18 protein-coding genes are annotated in these 25,683 nt (G+C 72.3%); 12 read left to right on the plus strand and 6 right to left on the minus strand.

All coding sequences use genetic code 11. The annotated features are described in order from the left end of the window. The first annotated feature begins 210 nt into the window (after positions 1 to 210). Together glgP and GTY67_RS24960 are read left to right on the plus strand one after the other, a co-directional pair. Entirely contained in the window at positions 211 to 2,886 is a 2,676-nt protein-coding gene (gene glgP / locus GTY67_RS24955) for an alpha-glucan family phosphorylase (RefSeq protein ID WP_161280359.1), read from the plus strand. Between the two features lie 224 nt (positions 2,887 to 3,110). Continuing rightward, entirely contained in the window at positions 3,111 to 4,325 is a 1,215-nt protein-coding gene (locus GTY67_RS24960) for an alginate lyase family protein (RefSeq protein WP_161280360.1), read from the plus strand. A 94-nt stretch (positions 4,326 to 4,419) separates the two neighbouring features. Here the strand turns inward: GTY67_RS24960 and GTY67_RS24965 are convergent, their stop codons facing one another. Further along, complete coding sequence (locus tag GTY67_RS24965; RefSeq protein ID WP_093692859.1) at positions 4,420 to 6,462, minus strand: M4 family metallopeptidase; 2,043 nt, start codon at positions 6,460 to 6,462, stop codon at positions 4,420 to 4,422. Positions 6,463 to 6,840: 378 nt separating this feature from the next. Continuing rightward, positions 6,841 to 7,434, minus strand: a complete 594-nt coding sequence (locus tag GTY67_RS24970) for a TetR/AcrR family transcriptional regulator (protein WP_161280361.1) — start codon at positions 7,432 to 7,434, stop codon at positions 6,841 to 6,843. 123 nt (positions 7,435 to 7,557) lie between these two features. Between GTY67_RS24970 and GTY67_RS24975 the strand changes: the two genes are divergently transcribed. After that, positions 7,558 to 8,631 carry an NAD(P)/FAD-dependent oxidoreductase gene (locus GTY67_RS24975; protein WP_161280362.1) on the plus strand — a complete coding sequence of 358 codons (1,074 nt, stop codon included), beginning with the start codon at positions 7,558 to 7,560 and terminating at the stop codon, positions 8,629 to 8,631. Between the two features lie 209 nt (positions 8,632 to 8,840). Continuing rightward, positions 8,841 to 9,854: an LPXTG cell wall anchor domain-containing protein gene (locus tag GTY67_RS35355; protein ID WP_093692862.1), complete on the plus strand. Its 1,014-nt coding sequence runs from the start codon at positions 8,841 to 8,843 to the stop codon at positions 9,852 to 9,854. 116 nt (positions 9,855 to 9,970) lie between these two features. On the opposite strand, the gene GTY67_RS24985 is transcribed toward GTY67_RS35355, so the two are convergent. Next, the gene (locus GTY67_RS24985; protein ID WP_161280363.1) at positions 9,971 to 10,768 is read right to left on the minus strand and encodes a helix-turn-helix transcriptional regulator; all 798 of its coding nucleotides are present in this window, start codon (positions 10,766 to 10,768) and stop codon (positions 9,971 to 9,973) included. Positions 10,769 to 10,866: 98 nt separating this feature from the next. On the opposite strand from GTY67_RS24985, the gene GTY67_RS24990 reads away from it, so the two are divergent. Further along, complete coding sequence (locus tag GTY67_RS24990; protein WP_093692864.1) at positions 10,867 to 11,673, plus strand: sulfite exporter TauE/SafE family protein; 807 nt, start codon at positions 10,867 to 10,869, stop codon at positions 11,671 to 11,673. A gap of 69 nt (positions 11,674 to 11,742) precedes the next feature. On the opposite strand, the gene GTY67_RS24995 is transcribed toward GTY67_RS24990, so the two are convergent. Together GTY67_RS24995 and GTY67_RS25000 are read right to left on the minus strand one after the other, a co-directional pair. Then, on the minus strand, positions 11,743 to 13,626 hold the full coding sequence (locus tag GTY67_RS24995) for an ABC transporter ATP-binding protein (RefSeq protein WP_161280364.1): 1,884 nt from the start codon (positions 13,624 to 13,626) through the stop codon (positions 11,743 to 11,745). Then, on the minus strand, positions 13,623 to 15,686 hold the full coding sequence (locus GTY67_RS25000) for an ABC transporter ATP-binding protein (protein ID WP_202462340.1): 2,064 nt from the start codon (positions 15,684 to 15,686) through the stop codon (positions 13,623 to 13,625). Before GTY67_RS25000 ends, GTY67_RS24995 begins: the two co-directional genes overlap by 4 nt. A gap of 161 nt (positions 15,687 to 15,847) precedes the next feature. Here GTY67_RS25000 and GTY67_RS25005 point away from each other — a divergent pair, with 161 nt between their 5' ends. The 4 genes from GTY67_RS25005 to GTY67_RS25020 all read left to right on the plus strand — a co-directional run bounded on the left by GTY67_RS25005 (position 15,848) and on the right by GTY67_RS25020 (position 19,599). Further along, positions 15,848 to 16,765, plus strand: a complete 918-nt coding sequence (locus tag GTY67_RS25005; protein WP_161280365.1) for an ABC transporter ATP-binding protein — start codon at positions 15,848 to 15,850, stop codon at positions 16,763 to 16,765. A 1-nt stretch (position 16,766) separates the two neighbouring features. Next, entirely contained in the window at positions 16,767 to 17,567 is an 801-nt protein-coding gene (locus tag GTY67_RS25010) for an ABC transporter permease (protein WP_093692868.1), read from the plus strand. A 65-nt stretch (positions 17,568 to 17,632) separates the two neighbouring features. After that, the gene (locus GTY67_RS25015; RefSeq protein ID WP_093692869.1) at positions 17,633 to 18,940 is read left to right on the plus strand and encodes a sensor histidine kinase; all 1,308 of its coding nucleotides are present in this window, start codon (positions 17,633 to 17,635) and stop codon (positions 18,938 to 18,940) included. 8 nt (positions 18,941 to 18,948) lie between these two features. Then, positions 18,949 to 19,599 carry a response regulator transcription factor gene (locus GTY67_RS25020; RefSeq protein WP_093692870.1) on the plus strand — a complete coding sequence of 217 codons (651 nt, stop codon included), beginning with the start codon at positions 18,949 to 18,951 and terminating at the stop codon, positions 19,597 to 19,599. Positions 19,600 to 19,612: 13 nt separating this feature from the next. Here GTY67_RS25020 and glgX read toward each other — a convergent pair whose 3' ends face one another. Beyond that, positions 19,613 to 21,940 carry a glycogen debranching protein GlgX gene (gene glgX / locus GTY67_RS25025; RefSeq protein ID WP_161280366.1) on the minus strand — a complete coding sequence of 776 codons (2,328 nt, stop codon included), beginning with the start codon at positions 21,938 to 21,940 and terminating at the stop codon, positions 19,613 to 19,615. A gap of 154 nt (positions 21,941 to 22,094) precedes the next feature. On the opposite strand from glgX, the gene GTY67_RS25030 reads away from it, so the two are divergent. The 3 genes from GTY67_RS25030 to GTY67_RS25040 all read left to right on the plus strand — a co-directional run bounded on the left by GTY67_RS25030 (position 22,095) and on the right by GTY67_RS25040 (position 25,658). Further along, positions 22,095 to 23,336 carry an Ig-like domain-containing protein gene (locus tag GTY67_RS25030; RefSeq protein WP_093692872.1) on the plus strand — a complete coding sequence of 414 codons (1,242 nt, stop codon included), beginning with the start codon at positions 22,095 to 22,097 and terminating at the stop codon, positions 23,334 to 23,336. A 212-nt stretch (positions 23,337 to 23,548) separates the two neighbouring features. Next, on the plus strand, positions 23,549 to 24,793 hold the full coding sequence (locus tag GTY67_RS25035) for an Ig-like domain-containing protein (RefSeq protein ID WP_161280367.1): 1,245 nt from the start codon (positions 23,549 to 23,551) through the stop codon (positions 24,791 to 24,793). A 97-nt stretch (positions 24,794 to 24,890) separates the two neighbouring features. Beyond that, positions 24,891 to 25,658 (plus strand): enoyl-CoA hydratase-related protein, encoded by a 768-nt coding sequence (locus tag GTY67_RS25040; RefSeq protein WP_093692874.1) that lies wholly within the window; start codon positions 24,891 to 24,893, stop codon positions 25,656 to 25,658. Positions 25,659 to 25,683 lie beyond the last annotated feature (25 nt).

Consider the following 25,683-nt stretch of genomic DNA (forward strand, 5'->3'; position numbering starts at 1 on the left):
ACCCGCAGGTGAAGGGTGGGGTGGGTGAGGGCCGGTGGTACCCGTGGTGCTCCTGTGGGGAGGCGCGCGGCGCCCGGCCCCGGACTCCGTGAGCCGTCCACGCGCCGTGGTCGCGGGCCACGGACGGCCGCTACCGTCAGGGGTGACGGAAGGGACGCACACCGTGGTGCGTCCGCTCGGATGCGCAAGTCCCCTGTAAAGGTGGAGTACGTGAAGGCCATTCGTCGATTCACCGTGCGTCCTGTCCTCCCCGAACCCCTCCGACCCCTCCACGACCTCGCGCGCAACCTGCGCTGGTCGTGGCACACCGAGACCCGCGAGCTCTTCCGGTCCGCCGACCCCGAGGGGTGGCGGCCCGCGGACGCCGACCCCGTACGCCTGCTCGGCTCCCTCACCGCCGGACGCCTGGCCGAACTGGGCCGGGACGAGGAGTACCTGGGCCGCCTGGCCGAGGCCTCGGCCGACCTGAAGGAGTATCTGGACGGCTCCCGCTGGTACCAGGAACAGCAGGCCGCGGGCGCCGAACTCCCGGCTGCCGTCGCCTACTTCTCACCCGAGTTCGGCGTCACCGCCGCACTCCCGCAGTACAGCGGCGGCCTCGGCATCCTCGCCGGCGACCACCTCAAGGCCGCCAGCGACCTGGGCGTCCCGCTCATCGGCGTCGGCCTGCTCTACCGGCACGGCTACTTCCGCCAGAGCCTCTCCCGCGAGGGCTGGCAGCAGGAGCACTATCCGGTTCTCGACCCCAACGAACTCCCCCTCGACCTGGTCCGCGAGGCCGACGGCACCCCCGCCCGGGTGGTGCTCGCCCTGCCCGGCGGGCGCTCGCTGTACGCCTGCATCTGGCTGGCCCGGGTCGGCCGCGTCCCGCTCCTCCTCCTCGACTCCGACGTCGAGGAGAACGCGCCGGGCGAGCGCGATGTCACCGACCGGCTCTACGGCGGCGGCAGCGACCACCGCCTCCTCCAGGAGATGCTGCTCGGCATCGGCGGGGTGCGCGCCGTGCGCACCTGGTGCCGGCTCACCCGGACCCCGGAGCCGGAGGTGTTCCACACCAACGAGGGCCACGCCGGCTTCCTCGGCCTGGAGCGCATCCGCGAACTGGCCGCCGGAGGACTCGACTTCGACGCCGCCCTCGAAGTGGTCCGGGCCGGGACCGTCTTCACCACCCACACCCCGGTCCCCGCCGGGATAGACCGTTTCGACCGGCAGCTGATCGCCCGCCACTTCGGCGACGACGGCGAGCTGAGCGGCGTACCCGTGGAGAAGATCCTGCCGCTGGGCCGGGAGACCTACCCCGGCGGCGAGCCCGAGCTGTTCAACATGGCGGTGATGGGGCTGAGGCTCGCCCAGCGCGCCAACGGCGTCTCCACCCTGCACGGGGCCGTCAGCCGGGAGATGTTCTCCGGGCTCTGGCCGGGCTTCGACCCGGCCGATGTGCCGATCACCTCCGTCACCAACGGGGTGCACGCCCCGACCTGGGTGGCCCCCGAGGTGTTCCGGCTCGGCGCCGGACAGGTCGGCACCGGCCGCGCCCACCAGGTGCTGGCGGGCGGACCGGTGGACGGCGAGGCCTCCTCCTCGCCGCAGGCCGGCACCCCGCGCCGCTGGGACGCGGTGGGCGGGATCGGCGACCAGGAGATCTGGGAGCTGCGCCGCGAGCTGCGCGGCCAGCTGGTGACCGAGGTGCGCCGCCGCCTCTACGCCTCCTGGCGCAGGCGCGGCGCGGGCACGGCCGAGCTGGGCTGGATCGACGGTGTCCTCGACCCGGACGTCCTGACCATCGGCTTCGCCCGCCGCGTCCCCTCGTACAAGCGTCTGACGCTGATGCTGCGCGACCGCGACCGGCTGCGGGAGCTCCTCCTGCACCCGACGCGCCCGATCCAGATCGTGGTGGCGGGCAAGGCCCACCCCGCCGACGACGGCGGCAAGCGGCTGGTCCAGGAGCTGGTGCGGTTCGCGGACGACCCGCGGGTGCGCCACCGCATCGTCTTCCTGCCGGACTACGGCATGGGCATGGCGCAGAAGCTCTACCCGGGCTGCGACGTCTGGCTCAACAACCCGCTGCGCCCGCTGGAGGCGTGCGGCACGAGCGGGATGAAGGCGGCGCTCAACGGCTGCCTCAACCTCTCCGTGCGCGACGGCTGGTGGGACGAGTGGTTCGAGCCGGACTTCGGCTGGGAGATCCCCACCGCCGACGGCTCGGCGGTCGACGAGGACCGGCGCGACGAGCTGGAGTCCAACGCCCTGTACGCCCTGATCGAGGACCGGGTCGCCCCGCGCTTCTACGACCGGGGCGCCACGGACCTGCCGGACCGGTGGATCGAGATGGTCCGCTCCACCCTGGTCAACCTGGGCCCGAAGGTGCTGGCGGGGCGGATGGTGCGCGAGTACGTGGAGCGGCTCTACGCCCCCGCCGCGCAGGCCCGGCGGGCGCTTGGCCCGGCGGTGGCGCGGGACCTGGCCCAGTGGAAGGCGAAGGTCCGGGCGGCCTGGCCGAAAGTCTCCGTGGACCATGTGGAGTCGGTCACCGACACGGTGGCGGGCGGCTCGGCGGAGCTGGGGGCCACCCTGTCGCTCCGGGTGCGGATCGCCCTCGGCGGACTCGACCCGGACGATGTGGAGGTCCAGGTCGTCGCGGGCCGGGTGGACTCGGCCGACGCCATCGCGGACGCCCAGGTCTTCCCGCTGAAACCGGCGGGCGGCCATGACCTGGAGGACCGCTGGCTCTACGAGGGCCCGCTCGCCCTGGACCGGACGGGACCGTACGGCTACACCGTGCGCGTCCTGCCCTCGCACGAACTGCTGGCCTCCGGCGCCGAGTTGGGCCTGGTCGCGGTGCCGAACGAGGCGACCGGGGAGGGCGCGGGCGTACTGATGCGCTGAGCGCGCCGGGGCGGGGCCCGGTACCGCGCTGCGCGGTACCGGGCCCTTCGGCTGCGGGAGGGCTCCGTGTTCGTGCAGTGAACACGGAGCCTTGACGTGTTCATGGGATGGCTTTACGTTCCTCACACATCACCCGGTTCATCATGCGGCCCCATGTTCGCATACATGAACTCCCTTGTCGGGCAGGGCCGTTGAACCACCACCGCACCGGAAGGCACCCCCACATGCGTACCGGCACCATCCCCCGCGTACTCGGCACCGCCGCCGGCCTGGCCGCGCTGCTCACCACCGCCCTCGCCGCCCCCGCCCTGGCGGAGAAGGCCCCGGCCGCCGCCCCCGCCGCGGCCGCCGCCCCCGCCGCCTTCACCCACCCCGGCGTCCTCGTCAGCCGCCCCCAACTGGACTTCGTCCGGGGCCGGGTGCAGGCGGGCGCCCAGCCCTGGAAGGGCGCGTACGACCAGATGATGGGGAGCAAGTACGCCTCCCTGACCCGGACCGCCAAGCCCCGCGCGATCGTCGAGTGCGGCTCGTACTCCAACCCCAACAACGGCTGCACCGACGAGCGCGAGGACGCCATCGCCGCGTACACGCTCTCGCTGGCCTGGTACATCACCCAGGACAGCCGGTACGCGCAGAAGGCCATCGAGATCATGGACGCCTGGTCGGCCGTGATCCGGGACCACACCAACAGCAACGCGCCGCTCCAGACCGGCTGGGCCGGCTCGTCCTGGCCGCGGGCCGCCGAGATCATCAAGTACACCTACAGCAGCTGGCCCAACTCCGGCCGCTTCTCCACCATGCTGCGCGACGTCTACCTGCCGAAGGTCACCAACGGCTCCCACTCCAACGGCAACTGGGAGCTGTCGATGACCGAGGCGGCGATCGGGATCTCGGTCTTCCTGGAGGACCGCGCCGCCTACGACAAGGCCGTCTCCAAGTTCCGCGGGCGGGTCCCCGCGTACATCTATGTGACCGCCGACGGCGCGCTGCCGAAGGTCGCACCGGGCAGCGGACTCGACACCCGGGCCAAAATCATCAACTACTGGCAGGGCCAGTCCACCTTCATGGACGGGCTCTCCCAGGAGACCTGCCGCGACCTGACCCACACCGGTTACGGCATCTCGGCCATCGCGCACATCGCGGAGACCAGCCGCATCCAGGGCCAGGACCTCTACCCGGAGGTCGCCGACCGGCTGCGGCACGCGATGGGGCTGCACGCCAAGCACCAGCTGGGCACGCCCGTCCCGTCCTCGCTCTGCGGCGGCTCGCTCAAGGACAGCCTCGGTCCCATCACCGAGGTCGGGTTCAACGCCCTGTCCAACCGGCTCGGTTACGCGATGACCAACACGCAGACGCTGACCGAGCGGCAGCGGCCGGCCGGGTCCAACAACCTGTTCGTGGCCTGGGAGACGCTGACCCACGCCAACAACCCGGCCTGATCCCAGGCGGGTTGAGCACGGCGAACGGCCCGGCAGGGGAGCAGAACCCCTGCCGGGCCGTTCGGTCATGTGGTGGTGCGGTGATCCCGTGGGGTCAGAAGGTGAGCTTGAAACTGTTGATCCGGCCCGTGTCCGAGCGGTACACGTCCTGGACCCTCAGCTTCCACTCGCCGTTGGCCACCTTGGACGAGGCGTTGACCGTGTAGGTCGCCACCACGTTGTCCGCGGAGTCCGAGGAGGAGGAGTTCTTCAGCCGGAAGGTGCCGCCGTCCGGGGCCACCAGGTCGATGACCAGGTCGCCGCGGTAGGTGTGGCTGATGTTGACGTCGACCTTGAGGGCGCTGGGGGCGTTGCCGGTGACGCCGGTGACGTTGACCGCGCTGGTGACGGCCGCGCCCGCGTCCGGGATGTTCACGACCGTGTTGTTCTCGAAGACCTTGCCGCCCGGGTCGGGGTTGCCGCCACCGGGGCGGGCGCCGACGTTGATGGCGGCCCAGGCGTGGGCCACGGCCGCGTACTCGGGGCTGGTGGCGCCGTACAGCTCACTGGCGACCGCGAGCGTGCCGGTGCGGGCGGCGGCGTAGTTGGTCGTCGAGGTGAACTTGGTGGTGAGCGCCTTGAACCAGATCAGCGACGCCTTGTCCCGGCCGATGCCGGTGACCGGCAGCCCGTCGGAGGTCGGGGAGTCGTAGCTGACACCGTTGATGGTCTTGGCGCCGCTGCCCTCGGAGAGCAGGTAGTACCAGTGGTTGGCCGGGCCCGAGGAGTAGTGGACGTCGACGCTGCCGATGCCGGAGTACCAGTAGTCCTTGGAGCTGCCGTCCCGGCTGGGCTTGTCCATGTAGCGCAGCGGGGTGCCGTTGCCACGGATGTCGATCTTCTCGCCGACCAGGTAGTCGCCCTGGTCCTGGGCGTTGTTGGCGTAGAACTCCACGGCGGCGGCGAAGATGTCCGAGGTCGCCTCGTTGAGGCCGCCGGACTCACCGCTGTAGACCAGCTTGGCCGTGACCGAGGTCAGGCCGTGGGTCATCTCGTGGGCGGCCACGTCGATGGAGGTGAGCGGCTTGACGTTGCCGTCGCCGTCGCCGTACGTCATGCAGAAGCAGCTGTCCTGCCAGAACGCGTTGACGTAGTTGTTGCCGTAGTGGACGCGGGAGTACGCGCCGACTCCGTCACCGCGGATGCCGTTGCGGCCGTGCACGTTCTTGTAGTAGTCCCAGGTGAGCGCGGCGCCGTAGTGGGCGTCGGCGCCGGCCGTCTCGGCGTTCTGCGGGGTGCCGTTGCCCCAGACGTCGGTCGACTTGGAGAACAGCGTGCCGGTGCCGGAGGTGCCCCGGTTCAGGTTGTACGTCTTGTGGTTGCCGCGCGTGGTGTCGGTCAGCGTGTACGAGGGCGCGGTGCCCAGCGTCACCTGGCCGCTGTACTGGGTGTTGCCGGTCCCGTTGTGGACGGCCTGCCACTCGTACAGCTTCTCGCCCGAGGTGGCGTCGGTGATGACGTGCAGCTCGTTGGGGGTGCCGTCGTGCTGGAGTCCGCCGACCACCGTCTCGTAGGCGAGCTGCGGGGAGCCGCCGCCCAGCCAGACGACCTTGCGCGGCGCCTTGTCGGCCTCCGTGGCCTTCGAGCCCTCTGCCTTCGCCGCGCCGAGCGCCTGCTTCTCGGCGGCGGCCGGGGCCACGTCGGCGGTGAGGCCGACGGCCTTCAGCTGCGCGGTGGTCGCCTTCGACGCCTTGACGACGCTCAGGGTCTTGCCGGCCGTGGTCTCCTGGACCACCAGGTCGCCGCCGAGGACGGGGAGCCCGTCGAGGGTGCGCTCGTAGCGGGTGTGCGTCGTGCCGTCCTGGTCCTGGACGACATCGCGGACGACGAGCTTCTCCGTGGCGCCGAGCCCGAGCTGCTTGGCGGTGGCCGCCTTGGTGGCGTCGGCCTCGCGGAGGAGTTCGGCGCGCTGGGCGGCGGAGAGCTTGGCGGGGAGGGAACCCGGGTCGGCCTTGGTGCCGGCGGTGATCCCGCCGGCGGGGGCGGCCGAGGCCGGGGTGGCGGTGGCCGGGCCGGACTGCAGTCCGACGGCGATCATGGCTGCTGCGGCTATCAGAGCGCCGGTCGCGGTGGCGCGACGGCTGGGCGTGGATCTCACGCGGACTCCTTCTGCGAGGGGGGTTACCGGCGGCGCTGGATGAGCCGTCCGGTTCGGTGCAGGCGGTGCGCAGAACGGGGTGAAGAGTGGCAGTAGATCCGTGCGCCTGTCAGGGGCGCGTCAACAAGTTGGCCGGAATTCGTTCGTTGCCGGAAAGGTCATGTTCGTTGAGCGGACGTTTCGCCGATCATTACCGGAATGTTGCCGGGGTGTGTGAAGGCCCGTATTCACAGGGTGGGCACAGGTTCGGTGCGCGGGGGGCACATTCGAACGGCATGCGCGGAAGCGGTTACCGCCCAGCTGGTGAGACAGGGTCGGGTTCTGGCCAGATCCCGCCAGCGGAAGGGGGCGGTCCGTGCGCCGGTGCTGTCGGTGCGCTCAGGCCGGGGTGGCGTCGGCCGGGTAGACCGCGTCGAGGAGCCCCCGTACGAACCGGTCCAGGTCGTCCAGCCCCGCCGCCGCCAGCGTGCCCGGGCCGCCGCCCAGCAGATGCGGGACCGCCGCGTGCAGCGCGAGCGTGACGGTGGCCGCCCGCTGCGGGGTGACGGGCAGTCCGGCGGAGCGCTGGGCCGCCTCGAACCCCGCGAAGTCGCCGCTCGTCATCGGGTCCAGGAGGGCGGAGAGCCAGGGGCGCCGGGCCGCCTCCGCCTGGAGCTCCAGACAGGCGAGGAGGCGGGGGCGGCCGGGCCCGGCGACGTTCTCCAGGAGGGAGCGGAACAGGGCGGTCAGCCCCTCGCGGTCGGCGGGGCCGGGGGCGGCGGCGAGCTGGGCGGTGAGCGCGAGGTACTGCTCCAGGCAGCGTTCGGCCACCGCGCGCAGCACCGCGTCCCGGCTGGGGAAGTAGTTCTTCGTGGTCCCGTCCGGGACCTCGGCCGCCCGGTCCACGGCCCGGTGGGTGAGGCCGCGTCCGCCCTCGGCCGCCAGGACGGCGATGGCCGCGTCGCGCAGCCGGTCGCGCCGGTCAGGATTCACGCGCGCTCCCTCACTCCCGTACCGCTGCGGCCCCTGCTCTCTGCTTGCCGATGCTACCCCAGGCGTGGTACCACGGATGTGGTGGTCGTTGCGCACCGGCCGGACGAGCTTCGGGAGTACGGCATGACAGGGCGTACGGGAACAGGGGTACGGGCCAAGGCGGCGACCGTCGTCGGGGCGGGCATCGGGGGCCTGGCCACCGCGATCGGTCTGCGGCGGGCGGGCTGGAGCGTGACCGTGCTGGAGCGCCGCACCGAACTGGAGCGGTACGGCGCCGCGTTCGGCATCCACCCCACCGCGCAGACCGCCCTCGACCGCCTCGGCGTCGGAAAGGCCCTGCGCGACCACGCGGTCCCCTACCGCGACGCGCACATCCGCACCCCCGACGGCAGGACCCTGGCCCGCCTCCCGCTGGAGCGCATCGAGAGGAAGGCGGGCCGCCCCGAACTCCTCATCTCCCGCCCCTACTTGATCGACGCCCTGCTCGCGGGCCTGGACGCCTTCGGCGACGTACCGGTGAAGCTCGGCGCGACCGTCACCGATGTGAGCGCCCTGACCGCCGGACAGGACCTGGTGGTCGGCGCCGACGGCATCCGCAGTGCCGTACGCACCGCCCGCTTCGGCGACCGCAGCGGCCCGCGCCCGGTCGCCACCGTCGCCTGGATCGGCATCGCCGACTTCGAGAGCCCGCTCCACGGCGAGACCTGGGGCAGCGGGCGGTTCTTCGGCCTGACCCCGGTGGAGCCGGGCCGCACCAACTGGTACGCCACCGTCCCCGCCGCGACCACCGCCGACGCACTGCGCGCCGCCTTCGCCGGCTGGCACGACCCGATCCCGCGCATCCTGGAGACCACCGACCCGGCCGCCTGGATCCGCTACGAGATGCGCCATCTGCACCCGGCGCTGCCCTCGTTCGTCTCCGCCGACGCCTCGGCGGGCCACGTCGCGCTGGTCGGCGACGCGGCGCACGCCATGACGCCCAACCTGGGCCAGGGCGCCTGCACCGCGATCCTGGACGCGGACGCGCTCACCCGGGCGGTCACGGCCGCGCCCCTCCCCGCCGCCCTGCGCGCCTACGACCGCGAGCGCCGCCGCAGCGCCCAGCGGACCGCCTTCGCCTCCCGGACCCTGCACCGCTTCATGTCCACGGAACGGACCCGGCTGCGGGACGCGGCGGTGCGGCTGCTGCCGGGGTGAGGCCGGCCCGGACGCGGTGTGTGTGCCTTCTGTGAATACGCTGTGTGCTGCCTCACACAGTTCGGCCGCCTCGCGGGTACAACCCCGTACCCCTCGCGGCGGTCAGACACATTGGCCTCACCCGTGTCTCCTCCACCTCGAACTCGGACGGCCCTCCCAGCCTTCGTGCCGCCCCGGCGGCACCCAGACTCTCCAGAGGACCTCATCGCATGAAGATCCGCCGCGCACTGGCCGTCGCAGCAGCGACCGCCGTACTCACCCCGGTCACCCTCCTGACGTCCTCCGCCGCTTTCGCGACGTCCTCGCCGACCCCCGAGACCACCGAGAGCTCCCCGGCACCGGAGGAGTCCGAGACGAGCCCGGCGCCCGACGAGTCCGAGACGAGCCCCGCCCCCGAGGAGTCGGAGACCTCTCCCGCCCCCGAGGAGAGCGAGACGAGCCCCGCCACCGAGGAGCCCACCGCGACGCCGTCGGAGAGCGCCACCACTCCCGCGCCGAAGCCGTCAGCCACCTCGCCCTCCGACATCTGCGAGGGCACGGAGGAGCCGAAGTTCGACAAGAACCTCCGCACCAGGCTCTCCGGCCTCCCCTCCAAGGTCGTCGCGGGCAGCGGCTTCCACGGGTTCAAGCTGAACGTGGTCAACAAGGGCGACAACTCCTACAAGCGCGTCGACCTCGGTGTCTTCGCCGCCCAGGTGGACACGGAGACGTGGGAGGAGACCACCGGTCACCTCACGCTCCAGTTCAAGGACCCGGAGACGGGAACCTGGACCGGCATATCCCTCGACGAGGACGACGAGTCCTCCGGCTACCTCGGCTACACCGACATCAAGGCCAAGGAGTCCTTCTCGATCGACCTGCGGCTGAGCATCGACAAGAAGGCGCCCGCGGGCCTCGGCTTCGCCATCACCATCGGCCTCTACGCCGACGACAAGGGCAACTGCGTCTTCGCCGACAGCGAGCAGTTCTACGAGTTCGACGTGCTGGCCGCCGGCACCGCCCCCGGCAAGCCGAACGAGGCCGAGCCCCAGGAGGGCGGCAAGAAGCCCCTGCCGGCCAAGCCCGTCGGCAACAGCCAGGTCAAGCCCGAGGGCACCCTCGCCCAGACCGGTTCGGACTCCAACCTGCCGGTCATCGCGACCATCGGCGGCGTGGCGGTCCTCGCGGGCGCCGGTGTCGTCTTCGCGCTGGGCCGCCGCCGCAAGGGCGACGCCACCGCCTGACGTACGTGAGTGAGGGGGGTGCCGCGGCCCGGACGGGTCGCGGCACCCCCTTTGCCGATGCTCGTCGACCAGGTGTCGGCGGTCGTGGCGGACCGGCCTGCCTCCGTCCGCGTCGTTCAGCCCGCCCCGGAAGCCGGGTGCCCGGCCGGCCGGGCGGGCCCGTAGGCGCTCGGCGGGCTCCCCAGCAGGGTGCGGAAAGCGGTGGTGAACGCCGCCGGGCTGTCGTAGCCGAGGTCCGTCGCGATCCGGGTGACCGGCGCACCCGCGGCCAGGTGGCGCAGGGAGTGCACGATGCAGGCCCGCTGCCGCCACTGCGCGAAGTTCAGCCCGGTGGCGCCGCGGAACTTCCGGCCGAGAGTACGTTCGCTGACGCCCAGGGCGGCGGCCCAGCGGGCGGGCGGATCGTGGACGTCGGGGTGGCGCAGGAACGCGTCGCACAGCTGACGGAGTGCCGGGTCGGCGGGCAGCGGGATGTCCAGGGGCAGTGGCGCCAGGCCCGCCAGTTCGTGCAGCAGCAGGGCGACCAGGGCCGCGTCGCGGCCGTGCTCCGGATAGCGCGGCTCCATGTCGACGGCCGCCAGGAGGAGTTGGCGCAGCAGCGCGGAGACCTCGACGACCCGGCAGCGGGCGGGGAACCACGGCACGGCGGCCGGTTCGATGTAGAGGCTGCGGGTGCTGACCCCGGGCATGGCGACCTGGTGCCGGGTTCCGGCCGGGATCAGCACCGCACGGTCCGGGGGCACCGTCCAGGTGCCCTCCGCCGTCGCCACTTCCATCACGCCGGTCTCGGCGTGCAACACCTGTACCCGGCGGTGCCGGTGGTACGGCAGCAGGTGGCCGGGCGGGTAGTCGGTGCCGATGGCCAGGACGTCGCGGTCGAAGGCGTCGACCTCGTCGATGGGGACGTTGCGCACGCCGACAGACTAGGGCCGCACCGTCCTGTCGGATACTCGAAGGAAGTCGGCGTTCATTCGATTGTCCGCCATGAGGTCGGCTCCGTAGCGTCGCAGCCGTGCTGACCTCCTACCTCCTTCTTCTTCTCTTCGGCTGTCTGACCGGGATGACGACCGTGCTCTTCGGGTTCGGCGGCGGCTTCGTCACCGTCCCCGTCGTCTACGGCTTCTGGACCGTCACGGGGCCCGACGCCGAGGCGATGCACGTCGCGGTGGCGACGTCGACCGCGGTCATGGTCGTCAACTCGGCCCTCGCCACCCTGGCGCAGTGGCGCCAGGGCCGGATCCGCCGCGAGTACATCTGGCCGATGGCCGCCTTCGTCCTGGTCGGCGCGGTGGCCGGGGCGTCGGCGGCGACCCGGATCGGAGACAGCGCGCTGCGCGTACTGTTCGCCGCCTATCTGCTGGTGACGATCGCCGACAGCCTGCTGCGCAAGGGCTTCCTCTCCGTGCCGCGCACCCGAAAGCCGCGCCCGCTGAGCCGCCCGGCCAGGACGCTGGGCGGAGTCGCGATCGGATCGGTCGCCGCCTGCCTGGGCGTGGGCGGCAGTGTCATGACCGTGCCGCTGCTGCGCCGCCGGGGCCTGCCGATGGCCGAGGCGACAGCGATGGCCAACCCGCTCAGCGTGCCCGTCGCCGTCGTCGGCACCGCCGTCTACGCCCTCGCCGCCCCCGCCCTGCACGCCCGGGCCGGGCAGCTCGGATACATCGACCTGCCCGCCTGCGCCGCGCTGCTCGGCGGTTCGCTGCCCACCATCGCCCTGGCCCGCCGCGCCGCGGCCCGCGTCCCGGACCGGGTGCACTCCGTCGCCTACGTCACCCTGCTGATCGCCGTCCTGCTGGTCCTGCTCGGCATGGGGATCTGAACGGCAGGCCGAAGGCCGCCACGGTCTGGTCCACGGGCCGTGGCGTTCCCTCGGGCCCGACCCGTCCCCTCAGACCAGGCTGTCCTTCCACGTCCGGTGCAGCCCCGCGAACCGCCCCGTACCGCCGATGAGTTCGGCCGGTGCGCCGTCCTCCACGATGCGGCCGCCCTCCATCACCAGCACCCGGTCCGCGATCTCCACGGTGGACAGGCGGTGGGCGATCACCACCGCCGTGCGGCCGTGCAGCACCGTGTCCATGGCGCGCTGCACCGCCCGCTCGCCGGGGATGTCCAGCGAGCTGGTCGCCTCGTCCAGGATCAGCACCGCCGGGTCCGCCAGCAGGGCGCGGGCGAAGGCGACCAACTGGCGCTGGCCCGCCGAGATCCGGCCGCCCCGCTTCCGTACATCCGTGTCGTACCCCTCGGGCAGCGCGGCGATGAAGTCGTGCGCGCCGATCGCCTTCGCCGCCCGTTCGATCTCGTCGCGGGTGGCGTCCGGGCGGCCGATCGCGATGTTGTCCGCGACCGTACCGGAGAACAGGAACGCCTCCTGCGTCACCATCACCACGCCCTTGCGCAGCTCGGCCGTGGACAGGTCGCGCAGGTCCACCCCGTCCAGCAGGACCCGGCCGTCGGTCGGGTCGTAGAACCGGGCCAGCAGCTTGGCCAGCGTCGACTTGCCCGCGCCCGTGGAGCCGACGACCGCCACGGTGGCGCCCGCCGGGATGCGCAGGTCGAACGTGGGCAGCACCTCGCCGCCCGTACGGTAGGCGAACCGCACCCCGTCGAAGACGACCTCCCGGCCCGGGTGGCCGTCCGAGCGGGCGGGCAGCTCCTTCGGGTCCGCCGCCACCGGGACCGTCGGGGTCTGGGCCAGCAGGCCCGCGATCTTCTCCAGCGAGGCGGCCGCCGACTGGTAGGAGTTGAGGAACATCCCCAGCCGGTCGATCGGGTCGTAGAGCCGCCGCAGATACAGCACCGCCGCCGCCAGCACCCCGAGCGCCAGCGTCCCGTCGGCCACCCGGTAGGCGCCCCACAGCACCATCCCGGCGACCGCCGTGTTGGCGACCAGCCGGGAGCCGACGACGTAACGCGCCATCTCCAGCAGCGCGTCCCCGTTGCGCCGCTCGTGCACCCGGTTGAGCGAGGCGAACGCGGCGTCGTTGGTCCGCTCCCGGCGGAACGCCTGGACCGGGCGGATGCCGTTCATGGTCTCCGCGAACTTCACGATCACCGAGGCGATCGCCGTCGACCGCGCCCCGTACACCACGCCCGCCCGCCGCCGGTAGAGCCGTACCAGCAGATACAGCGGTACGAAGGAGAGCACCGCGATCCCTCCTATGCCGAGGTCCAGCCAGAGCAGGACCAGCCCGATCGACACGAAGGAGAGGACGACGGTGATCAGCTCCTGGAGCCCCTCGCTCAGCAGCTCCTGGAGCGACTCGACATCCGTGGTGGAGCGGGAGATCAGCCGTCCCGAGGTGTAGCGCTCGTGGAAGTCCACGCTCAGGGCCTGCGCGTGGCGGAAGATCCGGCCGCGCAGGTCAAGCAGCGCGTCCTGGTTGATGCGGGCCGAGCCCCGGATGAACGCGTACTGGAGCACGCCCGCGCCCACCGAGCAGAGCAGGTAGCCCACGGCCACCGCGATGAGGGGCCCGTAGTCGTGGTCCCGGAACGCCGGGACCCCGCTGTCGATCGCGTACGCCACCAGCAGCGGGCCCGCCTGGACCGCCGCCTGCTGGAGGATCAGCAGCAGCGCCGCCAGTGCCACCCGGCCGCGCATGGGGGAGAGCAGGGAGAACAGCAGCGACTTGGTCGCGCCGGGCGGGGCGGGCAGGTCGTCCTGGTCGAAGGGGTCGCCCGCGCCCTCGGGAACGGGCAGGGCCTTGCCCGGCTCCGGGCGCTCGTCGTCATCGGGGGTGATGCGCGCGGCGCCGTCGGTGGTCGTGGTCATCGGCAACTGCCCTCCTCGGCGGGGACCTGCTGGGCAGGGGAATCGGTGGTCACGGGGCCGGGGTCCACGGCGACGGGCCGCACACCGGCCCGGGCGGGACCGGTTTCGGGGCCGGAGCCCGTGGCCGGTTCTGAGCCCACGGCGACGGGCCGCACGCCGGGTGACGTGACCTCAGGTCCGCTCACGCCCGATCCCGCCTCAGGTCCGCCCCCGGCAGCCCCGCCTCCGGGCGCAGGGGAGCCGTCGCCCGGGTCCGCCACGCCACCGCCCGTATCAGCGCCCCCGGCACCCCCGCCCCGCTCCGCCCCCGACATCAGCCACGCGTACTCCGTGTTCGACCGCAGCAGCTCCTGGTGCGTGCCCACCGCCGCGATCCGGCCCTCCGACAGCAGCGCCACCCGGTCCGCCAGCATCACCGTCGAGGGGCGGTGCGCCACCACCACCGCCGTGGTCTCCTCCAGCACCTGCCGCAGCGCCGCCTCCACCAGCGTCTCCGTGTGCACGTCGAGGGCCGAGAGCGGGTCGTCCAGCACCAGGAAGCGCGGTTCGCCCACCACCGCACGGGCCAGGGCGAGGCGTTGGCGCTGGCCGCCGGAGAGGCTCAGGCCCTGCTCGCCGACCTCCGTGTCCAGGCCCGCCGGCAGGTCGTGCACGAAGTCGGCCTGGGCCACCGCGAGTGCTCGCCGCACCTGGTCCTCGTCCGCGTCCTCGGCGCCCATCAGCACGTTCTCGCCGACCGTCGCGGAGAACAGCGTCGGCTCCTCGAACGCCACCGACACCAGCTCCCGCAGCCGCGAGCGCTCCATCGTGGCGATGTCCTCACCGTCCAGCGTGATCCGCCCGCCGGTCACCTCGTGGAGCCGGGGGACCAGCGCGGTGAGCGTCGTCTTTCCGGAGCCCGTACCGCCCACGAGGGCCATCGTCTCGCCGGGCCGCACCTGGAGGTCGACCCGGGCCAGGACCGGCGGCGAGCCCGGCTCCGCGTCCGGGTAGCGGAACTCCACGCCCTCGAACACCAGCCCGGCGGGCGCGTCCGGAGCACCCGCGCGGGCGGCCGCCGCGCCTTCCTCCTCCGCCGCGTCCATCACCTCGAAGTACCGGTCGGTCGCGGTCGCCGCCTCCTGGCTCATCGCCAGCAGGAACCCGATCGACTCCACCGGCCACCGCAGCGCGAGCGCCGTCGACAGGAACGCGACCAGCGTGCCCGCCGACAGCGAACCGTCCGCCACCTGGACCGTGCCGAGCACCAGCGCCGTCCCGATCGCCAGCTCCGGAATGGTGGTGATGAGCGCCCAGATCCCGGCGAGCAGCCGCGCCTTGCCCAGCTCCGTGGTGCGCAGCCGCTGCGACAGCGCCTTGAAGGCCTTCGCCTGGCTGCGGTGGCGGCCGAAGCCCTTGACGATCCGGATGCCGAGCACGCTCTCCTCGACGACCGTGGTCAGATCGCCGACCTGGTCCTGCGCCTTCCGCGCCACCAGCGAATACTTCGTCTCGAACACCGAGCACAGGATGATCAGCGGCACCGCCGGTGCCAGCAGCACCAGACCGAGCGACCAGTCCTGGGCGAACAGGATGAGGAAACCGACCAGGATCGTCGCCGCGTTGACGACCAGGAACGTCAGCGGGAACGCCAGGAACATCCGCAGCAGCATCAGGTCCGTCGTCCCGCGCGACAGCAGCTGGCCCGAGGGCCACCGGTCGTGGAAGGCCACCGGCAGCCGCTGGAGATGGCGGTAGAGGTCCGCCCGCATCGACGCCTCGACCCCGGCCAGCGGACGCGCCACCAGCCACCGCCGGAACCCGAACAGCGCCGCCTCCGCGATGCCGAGCAGCAGCAGGTACAGCGCGCCCAGCCAGACCCCGCCCGGGTCCCGGTCGGCCACCGGCCCGTCCACCATCCACTTCAGGATGAGCGGGATCACCAGCGACAGACAGGACGCCACGATCGCCACGAAGGCGGCGGTGAACAGGCGGACCCGTACCGGGCGGACATAGGGCCACAGACGCAGGAGGGAGCGCACGGCGGACCGGTCCGTGCGCTCTGCAGGCTTTTCGGGCATCAGAACCGACTGTACGTTTCACCACTGACATCGGGCCTCCCAATTTCGGCCGGAGCCCGCCGCGTCCCCGGGGTCGTACGCCCGGATCAACCGATCGGTCGATGCGACGCCGAGCGTGATGACGGATACCGCCGGCCCCCGCCCGCCGGAACCCTGGGGGCATGGCAATCATCGAAGTCAACGGGGTACGCAAGACCTACGCGGGCCGCCACGTGGTCGACGGCGTCTCCTTCTCCGTCGAGGAGGGCGAGATCTTCGGCATCCTCGGGCCCAACGGGGCGGGCAAGACCACCACCGTCGAATGCGTGGAGGGCCTGCGCATCCCCGACGCGGGCACGGTCAAGGTCGCCGGACTCGACCCTGTCGCCGACCACGACCGGGTGACGCGGCTGCTCGGCGCCCAGCTCCAGGAGAGCGAGCTCCAGGCCAAACTGACCGTACGGGAGGCGCTGGAGCTCTACAGCGCCTTCTACCCGGCCCCCGTCGACTGGTGGCCGCTCGCCGCCCGGCTCGGCCTCGACGAGAAGCTCACCACCCGCTTCGCCAAGCTCTCCGGCGGCCAGAAGCAGCGGCTGTTCATCGCGCTCGCCCTGATCGGCGACCCGAAGGTCGTCGTCCTCGACGAGCTGACCACCGGCCTGGACCCGCGCGCCCGCCGCGACACCTGGAAGCTCATCGAGGAGGTCCGCGACAGCGGGGTGACCGTCCTGCTCGTCACCCACTTCATGGAGGAGGCCCAGCGCCTCTGCGACCGGATCGCCGTCATCGACCGGGGCAAGGTCGTCGCCCTGGACACCCCGGCCGGGCTGATCCGGCAGGCCACCGGCTCCACCGTGCTCTCCTTCGTGCCCTCCCGGGCCCTCACCGGCCCCGACCTCTCCCGGCTCACCGCGCTCCCCGGCGTCGCGTCCGTGACCCCGCCCGACCGCGAGGGGACGCTCACGGTCCACGGCACCGACGACACGGTCACCCCGTTCGTCGCCCTGCTCGCCGAACTCGGCGTCACCGCCCGGCAGCTGCGCATCACCGAGACCAGCCTCGACGAAGCCTTCCTCGACCTCACCGGACAGGACGCCTGACATGCGGACCGCGACCACCACCGCACCGGACACCGCCCCGGCGCCCCGCACCGCCCGGCGACGCGGCCCCGCGACCGCCGTCCTGATCGCCGAGACCCGCCTCTTCCTCCGCGAACCGGGCAGCCTCTTCTGGGTCTTCGTCTTCCCTTCCCTCCTCCTGGTGATCCTCGGCTTCGTGCCCGCCTTCAAGGAGGTGCGGGACGACCTCGGCGGACGGCGCGTCATCGACCTGTACGTCCCCATCTCGATCCTGCTCGCCATGATCACGGCGGCGATCCAGGCGATGCCGCCGGTCCTCACCGCCTACCGCGAGCGCGGCATCCTGCGCCGGATGTCCGCCACCCCGGTGCGGCCCTCCGCCCTGCTCGCCGCCCAGATCGTGCTGCACGCCGCGGCCTGCCTCGGCTCCGCGCTCCTCGTCACCGTCGTCGGCCGCACCGCCTACGGGGTCCCGCTGCCCGGACAGCTCCCCGGCTATCTGCTGGCGCTGCTGCTCGCCGTCGCCGCCGCGCTGAGCCTGGGGGCCGCGATCTGTGCCCTGGCCCGGACGGCGAAGGCGGCCATCGCGGTCGGCTCGGCGGCCTACCTGGTGATGATGTTCACCGCCGGGGTCTGGCTGCCGGTCCAGGCGATGCCCGACATCCTGCGCCGCGTCGTGGAGATCACCCCGTTCGGGGCCGCCTCCCAGGCGCTGGAGCAGGCCGCGTCCGGGAGCTGGCCGGGCTGGATCCACCTCGGGGTCGTCGCCCTGTGGACCGCCGTGCTGGGCGTCGCCGCGAGCCGTCTGTTCCGGTGGCAGTGAGCCTGGGCGTGGGCGGGGCGGAGGTGGTCGTGGCGGACGCGGTGCGGCCGGGGGAGACTGCCCGCATGACGCCCTCGCTCCGCCGCACCTCTTACGCGCCGGGACCGGCGGTCCCCGTCTCGGCCGAGCAGCGCTGGGAGCAGTTCCACCGGTACGGGCCCTACGCCGTCCTCACCCTCTCGATCCTGGTCGGCGCCGTCGCCGCCGACCTGATCATGACCCGTACCGAGATGTACGCGGCCGGGGCCCTGGTCGCCGTGGCGTACGGGCTCCAGATCTGGTGGGGCCGGGTCCGCCCGCGTACCGCACCGGGCGCCCCGGCCGGGGTGGCCTACTACACCGTGCGGACCGCCCTCGCCTTCGCCCTGTCCTGGCTCAACCCGTTCTTCGCGATCTACGCGGCACTCAGCTACTTCGACGTCGAACCCCTGCTCCCCAAGCGCTTCGTCCGGATCGGGCTGCTCGTCACCGCCGCCACCCTGGCCGGTTCGCAGAGCGGAGGCCTGCCGCCCGCCTCCCTGATGAACTGGGTCGCCTTCGGTGTGCTGTACGTCGTCAACGCCACCCTCGCCCTCTTCTTCCGGCACATCGGCCTGCGGGAGGAGGAGAAGGCCCGCGTCCAGGCCGAGACCATCGCCGAGCTGGAGCGCACCAACCTCCGGCTGGAGGAGGCCATGGCGGAGAACGCCGCCCTCCACGCCCAGCTGCTCGTCCAGGCCCGTGAGGCCGGGGTCGACGACGAGCGGCGCCGGCTCGCCGCCGAGATCCACGACACCCTCGCCCAGGGTCTGACCGGGATCATCGCCCAGCTCCAGGTCGTCACCTCCGTCACGGACCGCGATCCGGAGACCGCCCGCGTCCATCTGGAGCGGGCCGCCGCCCTGGCCCGCCACAGCCTCGGCGAGGCCCGCCGCTCCGTCCACAACCTGGCCCCCGTCGCCCTGGAGCACGACGAGCTGACCGGCGCCCTGGAGAAGACGGTCGCCACCTGGGCCGAACAGCACCGCGTACGGGCCGACTTCACCGTCACCGGCACCGCCGAACCGGTCCACGACGAGGTCGCCGCCACCCTCCTGCGCATCGCGGGCGAGGCCCTGGCCAACACCGGCCGCCACGCCGAGGCCTCCCGGGTCGGCGTGACGCTCTCCTTCATGGACGGTGAACTGACCCTGGACGTACGGGACGACGGCCGCGGCTTCGACCCCTCGGCCGTCGCCCCCGCGAGCCGCACCGGCGGATTCGGCCTCGGCGGCATGCGGGCCCGCGCGGAGCGCATCGCGGGCACGGTGGAGGTGGAGTCGGAACCGGGCGGCGGTACGGCGGTCTCGGCCCGGGTCCCCCTGGTCACGCGGCGACGGCCCGCCGTACGGTGATCCCTGCCATGACCGAGAACCCCGAACGCACCATCACCCTCGTCCTCGTCGACGACCACCCCGTCGTCCGCGACGGGCTGCGCGGCATGTTCACCGCCGAACCCGGCTTCGACGTCCTCGGCGAGGCGGCGAACGGCACCGACGCCCTCGCCGTCGTCGAACGCCTCGACCCGGACGTCGTCCTGATGGACCTGCGGATGCCCGGCGGCGGGGGAGTGGCCGCCATCGCCGAGCTGACCCGGCGCGGCGCCCGCTGCCGGGTCCTGGTGCTGACGACGTACGACACCGACTCCGACACACTCCCCGCGATCGAGGCGGGCGCCACCGGCTATCTGCTCAAGGACGCCCCGCGCGAGGAGCTGTTCGCCGCCGTGCGGGCCGCAGCCGACGGGCGCAGCGTCCTGTCGCCCGCCGTCGCCTCCCGGCTGATGACCCGGGTCCGTACGCCCGCCGCCCCCGCCGACACGGCCCTCTCCGCCCGCGAGCGCGAGGTGCTGGTGCTGGTGGCGAAGGGCACGACGAACCGGGAGATCGCCGCCGAACTCTTCATCAGCGAGGCGACCGTGAAGACCCACCTCACCCACATCTTCGCCAAGCTCGGCACCAAGGACCGGGCCGCGGCCGTCGCCGTGGGCTACGACCGGGGCATCCTCGGCTGATTCCCCTTCCCTGTCACGCCGTCACGCGCAGCAGCAGCACCGAGCGGGCCGGGACCGTCAGCTCCGTACCGCCTTCGAGGACCGTGCCGGGCGGTTCGGCCTGGTCCTCCCGGGAGGTGTCCAGGACCAGTTCGTACGCCGCTGCCCACGGCGCTCCCGGCAGCTCGAAGGCGACCGGCTCCGCGCCCGCGTGCAGGATCGCCAGGAAGCTGTCGTCGGTGACCGGCTCGCCCCGTGCGTCCCGCCCCGGGATGTCCCGGCCGGAGAGGTAGAGCCCGAGCGTGGCGGCGGGCGCGTACCAGTCGCCCTCCGTCATCTCCCGCCCGTCCCGGGTGAACCAGGCGAGGTCCCGCAGCCCGTCCGGCGCCTGGGCACGGCCGGAGAAGAACGCGCGGCGGCGCAGCACCGGATGGGTCTGGCGCAGCTTCAGCACCCGGGCCGTCAGCTCGGTCAGCTCCCGCCACTCGGGCTGCTCCAGGAGCGACCAGTCCAGCCAGCTGACCTCGTTGTCCTGGCAGTAGGCGTTGTTGTTGCCGCCCTGTGTACGGCCCATCTCGTCGCCCGCCACCAGCATCGGCACCCCGGTGGAGAGCAGCAGCGTGGTGAGCAGGTTGCGGAGCTGGCGGCGGCGCAGCGCGTTGACCTCCGGGTCCTCGCTCTCGCCCTCGGCCCCGCAGTTCCACGCCCGGTTGTCGCCCGTCCCGTCCCGGTTGCCCTCCCCGTTGGCCTCGTTGTGCTTGTGCTCGTAGGAGACCAGGTCGCGCAGGGTGAAGCCGTCGTGCGCGGTGACGAAGTTGACCGAGGCGTACGGGCGGCGGCCGCCCCAGGCGTACAGGTCGCTGGAGCCGGTCAGCCGGTAGCCGAGATCCCGTACGTCGGGCAGGGCGCCGCGCCAGTAGTCCCGTACGGCGTCGCGGTAGCGGTCGTTCCACTCGGTCCACAGGGGCGGGAAGGCTCCGACCTGGTAGCCGCCGTTGCCGACGTCCCACGGCTCGGCGATCAGCTTGACCCGGCGCAGCACCGGGTCCTGGGCGATCACCGCGAGGAACGGGGAGAGCATGTCGACGTCGTGCATGGAGCGGGCGAGCGCCGCCGCCAGGTCGAAGCGGAAGCCGTCGACGCCCATCTCGGTGACCCAGTAGCGCAGCGAGTCGGTGATGAGCCGCAGCACCTGGGGCTGCACCACGTGCAGGGTGTTGCCGCAGCCGGTGTAGTCGGCGTAGCGGCGGGGGTCGTTCTGGAGGCGGTAGTAGCCGCGGTTGTCGATGCCGCGCAGCGAGAGCATCGGGCCCAGCTCACCGGCCTCGGCGGTGTGGTTGTAGACGACGTCGAGGATGACCTCGATCCCCGCTCCGTGCAGCGCGTGCACCATCCGCTTGAACTCGCCGACCTGCCCGCCCGCCGAGCCGGAGGCGGAGTAGTCGGCGTGCGGGGCGAAGTAGCCGATGGAGTTGTAGCCCCAGTAGTTGTGCAGCCCGCGCCGCAGAAGGTGGTCCTCGTGGGCGAACTGGTGGACCGGGAGCAGTTCGACGGCCGTCACCCCGAGCCGCGTCAGGTGGTCGATCGCGGCCGGGTGGGCGAGACCGGCGTAGGTGCCGCGCAGCTCGGGCGGGATGTCCGGGTGGAGCTTGGTGAAGCCGCGTACGTGGAGTTCGTAGATGACCGAGTCGGCCCACGGGGTCTTGGGGCGGCGGTCCTCCACCCAGTCGTCGTCATCGTGGACGACCACGCCCTTGGGGACGTACGGGGCCGAGTCCCGGTTGTCCCGTACGGTGTCGGCGACATGCTGGTCCGGCCAGTCGCGGACGTGCCCGTAGACCTCGGGCGGGAGGGTGAAGGTGCCGTCGACGGCACGGGCGTACGGGTCCAGGAGCAGCTTGGCCGCGTTCCAGCGGGCGCCCGTCCACGGGTCCCAGCGGCCGTGCACCCGGTAGCCGTACCGCTGGCCGGGCTGGACGCCCGGCAGGAAGCCGTGCCAGATCTCGTGGGTCAGCTCCGTCAGCGGGCAGCGGGTCTCGGCCCCGTCCTCGTCGAAGAGGCACAGGTCCACCGCCTCGGCCCCGCCTGCCCAGAGCGCGAAGTTGGTGCCCGCCACCCCGTCCGGGCCGACCCGGAAGCGGGCACCGAGCGGCATGGGCGCCCCGGGCCACACGACGGGGGTGCGGGGCTCGGCCCGTACGGTCCGCGTCACCTCGATGCGTAGGCCGTTCGGGTCCTGTGTGCGTAGGGCCTCCGTGACGTCCGTACGGGTGCCGGGTGCGGGGCCGCCCGGTGGTTCCCCGGGCCGCACCGCCCCTCCGGCCGGTTCCTGTACTGCCTCCTGCTCGGCTGCGCTCGACACCGTGTCGCCTCCCGCGGCTCATGAGGACGGGCACCGGAAAGGGGGCGCGCGACGTCCCGGCCGCGGCCCTCTCCTGGTGGTCCTTCCCTCTGTTCTGCCCACCGCGGGGCCCGCACTCACGTTTCCCCCGACCGGCCCTGGTCGTTGGGGGAGCGTGAACCACGTAGCGAAGAGCGCACGGGCGGGCTCGGCCGCCGTGCTGACATGGGCAGGACTGCTCGCCGTGCTGGTCCTGCTGACCGGATGCACCGATACGCGAGAGGCCCTGCCCAACGGCAAGCCGGGCTCTCCCAACGATGTGATCAGCATCTTTCCGGAGGACGGGGCGAAGGAGGTCGACGCGGAGACCCCGATCCGGGTCAAGATCCCCGACGGCCGGCTGGAGAGCGTCAAGGTGATGCGGATCGAGGACGCCCAGCAGCAGACGGTGGCCGGCCGCATCGCCGGGGACGGGCTCTCCTGGAACCCGGAGCCCGGCGCGGCCCGGCTCGCCCTGGCCGCGAAGTACAGCGTCGACGCGGTGGCGGTGGACGCGTCCGGACAGCGCTCGGCCCGCCACGCCACGTTCACCACGCTCGTCCCCGAACACCGCTTCATCGGCTACTTCAAGCCGGAGAACCGGTCGACCGTGGGCACGGGCATGATCGTCTCCTTCTCCTTCAACCGGCCCATCGCCGACCGCGCGGCCGTGCAGAAGGCCATCCGGGTGACCGCGAAACCGGAGGTGGAGGTGGTGGGCCACTGGTTCGGCAAGGACCGCCTCGACTTCCGGCCCCGGACGTACTGGAAGCCGGGCACCGAGGTCACCGTCGACATCGGGCTGCGGGACGTGGAGGGCGCCCCCGAGGTCTACGGCAGCCAGGACAAGACGGTCACCTTCACCGTCGGCCGCTCCCAGGTCTCCCTCGTCGACGCGGAGGCCAAGACGATGGAGGTGCGCCGCGACGGGGAGCTGGTCAGCACGGTCCCGATCACCGCGGGGGCCCCGAAGACGACCACGTACAACGGGAAGATGGTTGTCTCCGAGATGCACGAGGTGACCCGGATGAACGGCGCCACGGTCGGCTTCACGGACAAGAAGGGCAAGGGCGAGTACGACATCAAGGACGTCCCCCACGCCATCCGGCTCACCACCTCCGGCACCTTCCTGCACGGCAACTACTGGGCCGACGAGGAGGTCTTCGGCGAGGAGAACGTCAGCCACGGGTGCATCGGGCTGCGCGACGCGAAGGGCGGCAGCGCCACCACGCCGGGCGGCTGGTTCTTCGACCGGACCCTGATCGGGGACGTGGTGGAGGTCGTCAACTCGAAGGACAAGAAGGTCGCACCGGACAACGGGCTCAGCGGCTGGAACATGGGCTGGAAGAAGTGGAAGGCGGGCTCCGCCCTGCGCTGACCCCCGGGTGCGGCGCCCCTGCTTCCGGGGGCGCCCCGCACCCCGCCCCACCTGCACGGCTCTCCCCGCCACTTGGGACGGAACGGTGACATTCCGGAGGGGATTCATCGCGCCATCGGTGTGATTGTCTTGCGGTGGAGCGCGTAGGTGCAGCGCGCGGGGGATGCGGGCCCTGGCTGGAGTGCCGGGCCCGGCGAGGGGAGACGGACACAGTGAACGTGCAGCCGATATCGGGGGCATCGGCCGGGGCGGGCAGGAAGCGGCGCGGCGGATCGGGGCCCATGGCCCTGGTTCTGGGCGCCATGCTGTTGCTGGTGACGGCGTGCGGCGGGGACGCGGAAGCGGGAAGCAAGGGCGGCGGCAGGAGCGGCCCGAAGGCGGAGGACACCACGGCCTCGCAGGCGGTGGTGACCATCGCGCCGGAGGACGGCGCGGAGTCGGTGGCGACCAGCGGTGCGCTGAAGATCACCGCCGCGCAGGGCAAGCTGACCACGGTCAAGGTCGCCGACCCCAAGGGCAACGAGGTCGCGGGCGAGATCGCGGCCGACGGCGCGAGCTGGGTGCCGGAGCGGCACCTGGCCGCCGCCACCAAGTACGCGGTGCACGCGGTCGCCAAGGACGCGAAGGGCCGGGAGTCGGCCAAGGACACCACCTTCACCACGCTGGTGCCGGAGAACACCTTCATCGGCCACTACACGCCGGAGGACGGCTCCACCGTCGGGGTCGGCATGCCGGTCTCGATCAACTTCACCCGTGGCATCACCGAGCCGGCCGCGGTGGAGAAGGCCATCAAGGTCACCGCCGAGCCGCCGGTCGAGATCGAGAGCCACTGGTTCGGCAACGACCGCCTCGACTTCCGCCCGGAGCACTACTGGAAGCCCGGCACCAAGGTGACCGTCGAACTGCACCTGGACGGTGTGGAGGGGCGGCCCGGGGTCTACGGACAGCAGGCCAAGACGGTGACGTTCACCATCGGCCGCAGCCAGGTCTCCACCGTCGACGCGAGCACCAAGCGGATGAAGGTCGTCCGCGACGGCAAGCAGATCAAGGACATCCCGATCTCGGCGGGCGCCCCGGCGACGACCACGTACAACGGTCAGATGGTCATCAGCGAGAAGCTCAAGGTGACCCGGATGAACGGGGACACCGTCGGCTTCGGCGGCGAGTACGACATCAAGGACGTGCCGCACGCCCTGCGGCTCTCCACCTCGGGCACCTTCCTGCACGGCAACTACTGGGGCGCGTCCTCGATCTTCGGCAACACCAACACCAGCCACGGCTGTGTCGGTCTGCGCGATGTGCGCGGCGGCTACGACAGCCAGACCCCGGCGGCCTGGTTCTACAACAAGTCGCTCATCGGTGACGTGGTCATCGTGAAGAACTCCAAGGACAAGCAGATCCAGCCGGACAACGGCCTCAACGGCTGGAACATGGACTGGGAGGAGTGGAAGAAGTAGGCCCCGGCCACCGCTTCTTCCGTACGGACCCGGCGGGCCCGGTGCTGTGACCTACGGCACCGGGCCCGCCCGCGTTAGCAGTGGTTAACCTGCCTGCATGACTGTGACCCTCGAAGTAAGCGACAACGTCGGAACCATCCGGCTGGACCGGCCGCCGATGAACGCCCTGGACGTGGCGGTCCAGGACCGGCTGCGGGAGCTCGCCGAGGAGGCCACCCGGCGCGAGGACGTGCGCGCGGTGATCCTCTACGGCGGCGAGAAGGTGTTCGCGGCCGGCGCGGACATCAAGGAGATGCAGACGATGGACCACACGGCGATGGTCGTGCGCTCCAAGGCGCTCCAGGACTCCTTCACCGCCGTCGCCCGCATCCCCAAGCCCGTCGTCGCCGCCGTCACCGGCTACGCGCTCGGCGGCGGCTGCGAACTGGCCCTCTGCGCCGACTTCCGCATCGCGGCGGACAACGCCAAGCTCGGCCAGCCGGAGATCCTGCTCGGGCTGATCCCGGGCGCCGGCGGCACCCAGCGGCTGGCCCGGCTGATCGGCCCGTCCCGCGCCAAGGACCTCATCTTCACCGGCCGGATGGTCAAGGCGGAGGAGGCCCTGACGCTCGGTCTGGTGGACCGGGTGGTCCCGGCCGCCGAGGTCTACGAGCAGGCGCACGCCTGGGCCGCCCAGCTGGCGAAGGGACCCGCGCTGGCCCTGCGCGCGGCCAAGGAGTCGGTCGACGCCGGTCTGGAGACGGACATCGACACCGGGCTCACCGTGGAGCGGAACTGGTTCGCCGGGCTGTTCGCCACCGAGGACCGCGAGCGCGGAATGCGCAGCTTCGTGGAGGAGGGCCCGGGGAAGGCGAAGTTCCTCTGAGTTTCTCCGAGCGCTTCTTCCGGAT

The organism is Streptomyces sp. SID8374 (assembly GCF_009865135.1).
Taxonomy (GTDB): Bacteria; Actinomycetota; Actinomycetes; order Streptomycetales; family Streptomycetaceae; genus Streptomyces.